Here is a 10,142-nt window from a genome sequence, read left to right on the forward strand (position 1 = left end):
TATCTAATAAAAATTTAAACAGCCTCTAAGACTTTGGAGTTGATTTCCCAAAATCTAATCGCCCTACAAAATGCCAACTGTTGGTATTTGATTTTATTTTGAGATCATACCAACCCTTTGTTTTATCCAGACTGATGTTTATTTTTTCTCCCAAATCAGCAGCGAGATTAAAATCTTTTTTATTTCCGTCATACTGATTTTCTACAGAGATACTTACTGTATTTTTGGATATATTGGTCAATGTTATATCCACCTCATTTTTATAGAGATTACAAAATAAAGTTACTTCCACATCAGGACTTTTGCTTCCCTTAAATTTTCTCACAAAACGATTGGGTCCTGTTACTTCATAATTGTATGACTTTATATCTACCGGGTGCGAAATCTCATCATTTGAATTAAGTCTATACGAGAAATAGTACTCTCTTGTATTTAATTTATTTTTATCATAAACAATTATAGGCACTGTAATATCTTTTAGATTGGTCATTACAATATAATTGCTTTTGAGATTTACATCATAATTGTACTGTGGTAAGGTAGATAATTCCATGTCTCTTTTTTCTGAATTTCAATAGGTTATTACATTGATTTTTTCAGTGTATACTTTGAGAAATGGTGTATAGAATTAAGCTTTTTTTTAAAAATATTTCTGATATCAAATTTAAATGAACAGTATTACCTGTTTTTAAACTATTCATTAATATTGAAATATTATTTTAACAAAAATAGTGTTAAAATTTAATATAAAGATAATGTAAATGTGAATTTTTTTCTGAATTAAGAAAGACTATTGAAGTTTCTTTAAAATCTACTTAAGATCCCCCAGTGAATTTTTATATCATTAAACTTAAAAGGATTGCCAAATTCGTTACCATTAGAAAGCTGGAAGCTCATCAAACCAATAGGAATAAAGAAATTAAAACCAAGACCAACACTGTATAATTTAGGCTTTACGTTGAGCGATTTGTTATTGAGTTGACCATATTGCCCGAAGACATCAAAAAATGCCTGATTTCCGATGAGATATCGATATTCTAATCCTCCATAATAATAAAAATCGGCGGCGAGAGAGTTTTCGTTAAAACCCCGGAGAGAATTCCAGCCACCAAAACGGTACAATTCGTTGGCCGAGAAATCGATTTTAGAATCCATCATTGCACCTTCTCCTTTGATGTTGAGAAAGTGATTTCCGTTGATATGATAATTATACTCACCAAAAAAGTAAAACTGATTTTGGTTGGCTTTTATATTTTCACCGGTATAATTGGTTGCCAGGAAATCGTATCCTACATTTAATTTAGACTTATAAAGAAAAAGATCAATATCGGTAGGCTCGGTCATGTCAAAGAAAATACCGATCCCTTTTTTGTTGTAATCTTTCCCCTGAATATAAAGACTGTCGAGAATTGCTGATGATTCAAAAGTTCCTCGAAGTCCGATTTTTTGTCGGCTGTTAAGATGATAATAAAACGCAGGCAAAGCTTTTACATTGGCAAAAGTAGAATCTTGCCTGAAGATATTCACTTTCATATTTAAACCCACATTAGAGTTAAATAAATACGGAATATCAGTCTGTAAATCAAAAGTCTGACCTTTGTCGGGGTTTCTTTGCCAGTAAAGATTAACGGCTTCAAAACCGTTAAACATGTTTTTAAAATTCACATTCAGAGTTCCGTTCAGCGTAAATTTATCGGTTTTATCATTTCCAAAACCGATAACTCCATCAAAAGTATTGGTTTTCTTCTTTTCCATAAACAGATAAATCTGTGTAGAATCTTTTGTGAAAAGCGTTTGTGGCTGCCTTTCCAAAGTGATAAAAGGATGACTTTGGAAGTTTTTATTAATAGCGATCAGGTTTTTGTCGTCATAAGTTTTTCCTTTAAATTCTTTTTCAAGATTTTTTATAAATCTTTTAGGAACTCGGGTATAACCTTTTGCTACAAAACCATCGATGGTTCTTTTGTTATTTTTATTAATATCAAGTTCTACAACCGGAATGCCGTTTTTCTGACCTTTAAACTGAGACTTAATTCTGCTAAAAGCAAACCCATCATCAATATATTTTTTGTTGATATTTTTTTTAACTGAATCTAAATTTTTAGTAAAAAATTCTTTTTCAAGCTTAAATCTGTCAACAATAGAATCTGATAAATTAACGTAGGTCTGGTTGAAATTTTTTCCTTTGTCGTAGAAAATTTCTGTGCTGTCACCTTTTATTTTTACATCTTTTAGCTCGGTGAAAAAGTAATTGTTTTGAGCTAAAGAATCGAGAAATTTTGCGGCAGAAAGAGAATCTTTTACCTTTTTCTTTACTTTCGTTTCGGTGTCAATCAGAAAATAATATTTCTTTTGCGCTTGTACAAAAACGCAAAAGAGGATAAAAAATATGTTTAAAAATAATTTCAATTCAATTTATTTAAACCATTAAGATTTATTAAGTTGTTAAGAATATTAAGACAAGCTTCGCTGTAAACTTAAAAATCAGAATGATGATCTTAATTAAACTTAACTTCTTAAGTCTTCTTAATGGTTCAAATCTTTTTTATAATAAAATTTGTTTTAATAACTGAAACTACGCCAATTTATTGTATTTCTTCATCAAATTCTCATAAGTTCCCTGTGGAAGAATCCATTTTAAAGGAACGCCGATTTTCTGCCCGAATTTACCAAAATAGTAATGAGCTTTCCACTTATTTTTATTTAAAAGTTGATCGATATATTCTGCAACTTCCAAAGGCTCAGTTCCATCTCCAACATGAGAATTCATCAAAGCATATACTTTATCGAATACATTTTTATAAGGTTCGGAAACTTTCGTTTTTACACGGTTTTCTGCAATATTGGTTTTAATATCACCCAAATGAAGCGAGCAAACATCAATATTCCAAGGATAAACTTCGTATCTCATGGCTTCGGTAACTTTATCTAAAGCAGATTTCGAAGCCGAATAAAATCCACGGAAAGGCAATCCCATCTCACTTCCGATGCTTGAAACATTGATGATTTGCCCAAATTTATTTTCACGCATTTTCGGCATTACAGCAGTCATCATCTGAACTGCACCAACGAGATTTAGATTAAATAATTTTAAAATATCTTCTTTAGTAGAATCTTCCACAGAGCCTACCATTCCCATTCCTGCATTGTTAATTAAAACATCAATTCTGGTTTCTGTTTTTAAAACTTCAGCAATGGCGTTCTGAACAGCATCATTATCTGTAATGTCGGTCGGAATTGATTTAAAATACTGACTTTCGGTATGTTTTCGGCTTAAACCATAAACGTGGTGACCTTTTTTCCCGAAATATTCTGCTAATACGAAACCAATTCCTGAGGAAGTTCCCGTAATGATGATTGTTTTTGACATTTAATAGTGAAAATATTTATTTGAATTAGAGATTTTGAATTCTCTAAATCTGTTCATTTTTATAAACGGTAAATTTATGTAAAAGAACCAAAAAATAAGACTTTAGATATAATAAATCTACATAATCATTTTAAAAATTGATTAACTGAACTTCAAAAAAAATCCCGAAGACATGCTTCAGGAATTTTTAAAATTTATTCGTTTTTAGTTAATCTTCTATCACAATGCCTCCACATTGGCTCCCATTAGGAGTACAATAATAACGTTGACGGGGAATGCAGCACTTATAATATCCTACCATACAATTTTGAATACACACTTCGATTCCCCCGCTAATACTTTTCAATTCTTTTCTTGAAATTTTTTTTAAATTTTTCATAGTAATTAGTTTTAAATGATTTTTACATTTGTGGTATGTAATGTCCACACTATCAAATATATAAATTATTTATCAACTTAGAGGGAAGTTTATGCTTTTATTTTTTTTATTAATATTTTGAATGAAAAGTTTTTGTAAAAAAAATGGTGAGAAACGTTTATAAGTAGTCAATTATTAAAAGTTTAAACCAATATCTTCTTTCTGAATCATTCCGGTTTCTTCCAAATTGCAGATGCAGCCTTTTACTGTCTTATAATTTCCATTAATGCGTGTTTCTTTTCCTTTGCTGTCTGTAATAATGATTCCGGCAGAATAATCTTCACCTTCAGCATGATACGTTCTGAATAACAAGTATTCATATCCGTTATTTTTAAATGATAAATTATCGACCTCCATTCCTGCATTTTGTATTCCGCCACCTCGCCAATAAGAATTGTAATGAAATTTTTTCCAGCTTTCTTTGGTTCTTTCGGCAGGAAATTCCATTTCAACTTTAGCCTTAGTTCCGAAGCGATACTGAATGTATTTATTGGTTTTATCCTTTACCAAAGTCATTTTCTTGCCATTTTTGGTTTCAAATGAGTAAACAACTTCTTCATTGGGCAAAAGATATTGAGCCCAAAATGTCAAAGGAATTAAGAAATACAATATGATGAGTAGCTTTTTCATTTAATTTTTTTTAGATAAAATTTTTTAATTCTGAAAGGAATGACAATTATCCAAATAAGAAAAGTGTTTATCGTGCTCAAAGGTCTAATTATTTTATATAATAGCTTCCTTAAAAAGATATCGAAATTGTTAGCAAAACTTATTAAGGCTGAATCATAATGATTAAAAGGATTATCATACCAAGATAAATCTTTTCTTTCAGTGATGGTATAATACCAAAATAATATATTAAAGATTAGTAAAACAACTGTCGTAAAATAATTTTCAAAATATAAACTTGCAATGAATATTGATAATATTACAATAATAAATAAATGAAATTGGATACTTATAAATTCATAATATTTAACCATATTAAAAATATTCATCAAAATGCAAAAAGCTAAAACTAACATGATGAAAGTTTTAGCAATTTTATTGATTTTGAAAAACTTTGTTGATTCAATATTCATTTGAAAGCTCAATTATTTTTCTAATAAAATTTTCAAATCTTCCCAAAACATCGGGTAAGATTTTTCGACTACATTTTCATCTTCAATATTCAATTCTTTAATCAGGCAAAACGGCGCAAAGCTCATTGCCATTCTGTGATCTTGATAGGTTTTAATAGAAATATTGTCTTCAGCTTCATTAAAGCTGATTGATTTTATCGTTGAATCTGTGATTTCAGTTTCTGTTCCCAGCTTTTTCAGCTCATTGTATAAAGCTAAAAGTCGGTCGGTTTCTTTTACTCTCAATGTTCCCAAACCTGAGATTTCAAAAGGAATTCTCAAAACTGAAGCGGTTACACAAAGTGTTTGTGCAATATCCGGACAATTATTCATATCCAAAACAATTTTTTCCGGGAATATGAAACCTTCAATCGGCTGAAGTGTTAATTTGTGCTCGTCTTCAGTGAACGTGGTTTTAACTCCAAAAAACTGTTCATAAATATTGGAAATCGCAGAATCGCCCTGAGTAGATTCTTTGTAAAAGCTTTTCAGATGAATGGTTTCTCTTCCTAAAGCTGCAAAAGAGTAGAAGTAAGAAGCCGAACTCCAATCACTTTCCACTTCATAGTTGATGGTTGGTAGTTGATGGTTGATGATTGGTTCGACTTTAATGGTGTTTCCAACAAAGCTGTTTTTTATTCCGAATTTGGTTAAAATATCCAAAGTCATTTCTATGTATGATCTTGAAGTAACTTCCCCAACCAAGTTTATTTCCAAACCATTTTCTAATTTCCCTGCAATCAAAAGAAGGGAAGTGATAAACTGACTTGAAATATTTGCCGGAACATCAACTTTTGTCTCCGTAATTTTTCTTCCAATGATTTTTAAAGGCGGAAAACCTTCATTTTCTAAATACTCGATTGCAACGCCGAGATTTTGTAAAGCAGTAACCAGATTTTTAATCGGTCGTTCTTTCATTCTTCCGGAACCGGTAAGAATCGTTGTTTTTCCTTCCTGAATAGAATAATAGGACGTTAAAAAGCGCATCGCCGTTCCTGCGTGATGAATGTCAACAATCTCGCTATTTTCTGAAAGTGCTTTTTTTAATAATTGCGTGTCTTGAGAATTGGAAAGGTTTCCAATTTTTATGTTTTTAAACAAACTTTCTAAAATCAACAAACGATTCGAAATGCTTTTCGAACCGCTGATTTGTATGGTTTTGTTTCCTTTTAATTTTGATTTTTCTAACTTCATTGTTTTAAAGATTTTGAGACTTCAGATGTCAGATATCAGACTTTCAGTTGTCTGATATCTGAAGTCTAGCATCTGAAATCTACTTCAATTTCTCATTATTCTGATGACGGTCTTTGTCGCGATCAGTTTTTATTTTCATTTTTTTATCGAAAGCTTCCTGTAAATTGACTCCGGTTTGGTTGGCTAAACATAATGTGACAAACAAAACATCTGCTAATTCTTCACCTAAGTCTTTGTTTTTATCGCTTTCCTTTTCGCTTTGCTCGCCGTATCTTCTTGCGATAATTCTTGCAACTTCGCCCACTTCTTCGGTCAACATTGCCATGTTGGTCAGTTCATTAAAGTAACGAACGCCAATGGTTTTTATCCATTCATCGACCTGTTGTTGCAGATTTTTAATTTCCATCTAAAAAAATAATTTCAATTAACAATTAACAATTAACAATTAACAATTAACAATTAACAATTATAAATTAACAATTAACAATTAACAATTAACAATTATAAATTAACAATTAACAATTAACAATTAACAATTAACAATTATTACTGATAAGCTCCTAAAGTTGGACTGGTCGTTCTTGAAACACCTACAATATCTGTAGGAACCGAATTGGCTACCGTTAAATCACCGATATTTTTTGCAGGAGAATCTGCTTTTACTCTTAAATTCATTTTAGCAGCAAAATAATTCATAAATCTAGGATCCTGATTTTTTATACTTTGAGTAACGCTGGAACTCGTAAAATCAAAACCTGCTGCGCTTATTCCTGAATATTTTAGTAAACAGTTTTGGATAGTAAAATTGAAAAGCTGACCGGGTGTCTGCTCGAAACTTATGGCATTATCACGGTCAGAATAAACAATACTGTTTCTGATGTTGATATGAAGAGATCCTTGTACGGTTTGTCCGTTTTCATCCTTAAATTCATTGGTGGCAAAAATTCCGTTGCGCGTAAACTGTCCTAAAACTTCAGAATAATTAGCAATGGTAGAATGTACAAAATCATAAACCCCACCTTTGAAAATTCCAACGCAAGACTCTCCACAGTTATTCATTACCAAATTTTTTGCATTGATATTTGATCTTACCGAATAAATACCATATTCCTGAAATGTATGAATGAAAGAGTTGCTTATTGTTGCATTGGTTTCAGTCATTTCCAAACCTCTTGTTCCTCCAAAAAGTCGGGTATGGTTCATATTTAAAACAGATGCTGCTTCCATTTTTATAGAATTCCAGTTTCTTGGGATGGTGTCATAATATGTATCATTTCTGTCCCCACGAATAATCACCTGATTATCTGCTGTTCCGTTGATATTCAAAGTTGCACCAGTCGAAACTTTCATTCCACTGTTTTTGTGGAAATATATTTTTGTTCCCGCCTGTACATTTAAATTCACTCCCGGATCAACTTTCAGATCTCCGTAAATTATTTTAGCCTTATTATTAGACCATGTTACATCAGAAGTAATTACATTCGGATTTGTAGGTGTTTTAATAAAAAACTCAGCATCCTGAACAACAGAAAACAAAGTGACATGCTGTTGTCCTGCTCCGGTTGTAAACAAAACTCTGTCTTCAGCAATCGCTTCAGGACCTGTCGCTTGAGGTGCAATTTCTACAAAAATATAAAGACTGTCTTTTTTTCTGAGAGGAACATTTTGAAAATCGTGTCCGGTTTTTCCATCGACATTAATTTTATATAATGATGCAGCTCCTTTTTCAAGATTAATTCTTGGGATCATTACATCTTTATCTTCATTGTTAAATACTTTTACCACATAGGTTTCTGAGCGTACCTGATGATAAACGGTATCACAAAATACGGTGTCTCTTGAAAATCTCAATTCCTGAGAAGGGGCATCAAAAGTAATATCATCTTTATTACAAGAAACCGCCAGAAGTAATATCCAGAATGATAAAAAAAGTAATGATTTGAATTTCATAGGTAGAAATTTTTTGTTCTATTTAAGGTCGTATGTTATCGCTTGTTATGATTACTTTTTTGTAATTAAATGCAATGTAAGCGATTTCATCGAAATTAAAATTTATATAAGTTTCAAATTTAACGAAAATACTTTAATTTTCTTATCTTTTAAAAATTGTTGACAAGGTATTTGTATATTATAAAAATTATTGTATTTTTGCAACCTAAAATTTAGCAGAAGAAATACCATTACTATTTCGAAAGCAAAACTTTAATTTTTTAAAAAATTGTATTATGAAAAACGGAATTCACCCAGAAAATTATAGACTTGTTGTTTTCAAAGATATGAGTAACGACGAAATGTTTCTTTGCAAATCAACTGCAGACACTAAAGACACAATCGAGTTTGAAGGAACTGAGTACCCATTGATCAAAATGGAAATCTCTTCTACTTCTCACCCTTTCTACACAGGAAAAACTAAATTAGTTGATACTGCAGGTAGAGTAGACAAATTCATGAACAAATACAAAAAATTCGCTAAGTAATTTTTTGATTTTACAATATTTAAAGTCTTCCGATTTTCGGGAGACTTTTTTATTGGTTTATGCTATTTTAAATTTGTTAAAAAGCACTCGCTGATTTTGCAGATTGAGCAGATTTTCATTCTTGGAATAAATATGTATAAGCCTAAATTTTTAAATTCAAAGAACAAACTTCTCTCAATGATTCGTATTTTTGTTAATCTCGAAACATTTAATATAAAACCTTAAACCCGAAACTCTCATGCAACTCGTATTCTCAGATGCACAATATTGGGAAGATTTTCTTCCGCTTACTTTTACAAGACCTGTCGCAGAAATGCGATGCGGAATTCTTACTTTCTCCGAAAGATGGCAGAAGATTTTAGATTCTTCGGAAATTTCGTGGTTTACAGAAATGTATCTTCAGCAGAAATTCAGAGAGCCTGAAAAAAAAGGAAGTTTGTTTTTGGTAGCTAATTTTTTACCAACAGAAAACGTAATTCAGCAAATAAAAGATTTGAAGCAGGGTGAAGCTTTGGTTTATGAAGATGAATTGGTTGCTGCAAAAATAAATATGGAAGGTTTTTCTCTGAATCAGATTGAGAAAATGACCGACATTAAAGAAGAACTTGTTTTCTTTAAAAAGCCGACCGACTTATTTACATATAATAAAGAAGCCATCGATTTTGATTTTGAATTGCTGACAAAAGGAAAAACTTCTCAGGAATTATCTTCTACTAACGGATTTTTAGGAAATAAAGAAGATTTGTTTATTGAAGAAGGCGCAGAAATAGAATTTTCAACGATAAATACCAAAACTGGAAAAATTTATATCGGAAAAAATGCTGAGGTGATGGAAGGTTGTAATCTTCGTGGTCCGATTGCGCTTTGTGAAGGTTCTAAATTTAATTTAGGAGCAAAAATTTACGGGGCAACCACGATTGGTCCGCATTCTAAAGTCGGGGGAGAAGTGAGCAACATTATTATTTTTGGCTATTCAAATAAAGGTCACGACGGTTTTGTTGGAAATTCGGTGATTGGTGAATGGTGTAATCTTGGAGCAGATACCAATTCATCCAATCTAAAAAATAATTACGGAAATGTAAAACTGTGGAATTACAGAACAAAAGATTTCCAGGATACAGGTCTGCAATTTGCTGGTTTAATCATGGGTGATCATTCTAAAACAGCGATCAATACTCAATTGAATACAGGAACTGTAATCGGAGTAGCATCTAATATTTTTAAAGAAGGTTTTCCTCCAAATTTAATTGAAAATTTTTCGTGGGGTGGTTTTAAAGATGATGAACGATTTAAATTAGATAAAGCATACGAAGTTGCCGAAAAAGTAATGGCAAGAAGAAAATTGCCTTTAACAGATAATGATAAGGCGATTTTTAAATATATTTTTGATAATTATTAATTTATTTGAACCATTAAGATTAATTTAAGTTGTTAAGTTTTTTAAGTAAATATCTGAAGATATTAATTAAGGTCGCATCTTAAAGCGAAGCTCAACTTAATAATTCTAAAATTCTTAACTAAGAGCCTGTTTAAATTTTATTGAGTAATAATTTTATGGCAGA

General features: G+C 31.2%; 10 protein-coding genes. 2 read left to right on the top strand and 8 right to left on the bottom strand.

The genetic code is table 11. From position 1 onward, the window contains the following. Nucleotides 1-25: 25 nt before the first annotated feature. The 8 genes from OEW74_RS18640 to OEW74_RS18670 all read right to left on the bottom strand — a co-directional run bounded on the left by OEW74_RS18640 (nt 26) and on the right by OEW74_RS18670 (nt 8,053). The gene (locus tag OEW74_RS18640; RefSeq protein ID WP_265429901.1) at nt 26-553 is read right to left on the bottom strand and encodes a phospholipase domain-containing protein; all 528 of its coding nucleotides are present in this window, start codon (nt 551-553) and stop codon (nt 26-28) included. A gap of 251 nt (nt 554-804) precedes the next feature. Further along, the gene (locus OEW74_RS18645; protein ID WP_265429902.1) at nt 805-2,409 is read right to left on the bottom strand and encodes a hypothetical protein; all 1,605 of its coding nucleotides are present in this window, start codon (nt 2,407-2,409) and stop codon (nt 805-807) included. A gap of 166 nt (nt 2,410-2,575) precedes the next feature. After that, nucleotides 2,576-3,370 (bottom strand): SDR family oxidoreductase, encoded by a 795-nt coding sequence (locus tag OEW74_RS18650; protein WP_265429903.1) that lies wholly within the window; start codon nt 3,368-3,370, stop codon nt 2,576-2,578. Between the two features lie 208 nt (nt 3,371-3,578). After that, nucleotides 3,579-3,749: a bacteriocin-like protein gene (locus OEW74_RS19725; RefSeq protein ID WP_159744956.1), complete on the bottom strand. Its 171-nt coding sequence runs from the start codon at nt 3,747-3,749 to the stop codon at nt 3,579-3,581. Between the two features lie 174 nt (nt 3,750-3,923). After that, entirely contained in the window at nt 3,924-4,418 is a 495-nt protein-coding gene (locus OEW74_RS18655; RefSeq protein ID WP_265429904.1) for a hypothetical protein, read from the bottom strand. 464 nt (nt 4,419-4,882) lie between these two features. Then, on the bottom strand, nt 4,883-6,103 hold the full coding sequence (locus OEW74_RS18660) for a 3-phosphoshikimate 1-carboxyvinyltransferase (RefSeq protein ID WP_265429905.1): 1,221 nt from the start codon (nt 6,101-6,103) through the stop codon (nt 4,883-4,885). 79 nt (nt 6,104-6,182) lie between these two features. After that, a complete protein-coding gene (locus tag OEW74_RS18665) occupies nt 6,183-6,509 on the bottom strand; it encodes a nucleotide pyrophosphohydrolase (protein WP_265429907.1) in 327 nt (108 codons plus the stop codon). A gap of 140 nt (nt 6,510-6,649) precedes the next feature. Further along, nucleotides 6,650-8,053 carry a hypothetical protein gene (locus tag OEW74_RS18670; protein ID WP_265429908.1) on the bottom strand — a complete coding sequence of 468 codons (1,404 nt, stop codon included), beginning with the start codon at nt 8,051-8,053 and terminating at the stop codon, nt 6,650-6,652. Between the two features lie 275 nt (nt 8,054-8,328). On the opposite strand from OEW74_RS18670, the gene OEW74_RS18675 reads away from it, so the two are divergent. Then, nucleotides 8,329-8,580: a type B 50S ribosomal protein L31 gene (locus tag OEW74_RS18675; protein WP_209391185.1), complete on the top strand. Its 252-nt coding sequence runs from the start codon at nt 8,329-8,331 to the stop codon at nt 8,578-8,580. Between the two features lie 238 nt (nt 8,581-8,818). Continuing rightward, on the top strand, nt 8,819-9,979 hold the full coding sequence (locus OEW74_RS18680; RefSeq protein ID WP_265429909.1) for a GlmU family protein: 1,161 nt from the start codon (nt 8,819-8,821) through the stop codon (nt 9,977-9,979). The last annotated feature ends 163 nt before the right edge of the window (nt 9,980-10,142 follow it).

This window comes from Chryseobacterium sp. YIM B08800 (assembly GCF_026163565.1).
GTDB lineage: Bacteria > Bacteroidota > Bacteroidia > Flavobacteriales > Weeksellaceae > Chryseobacterium.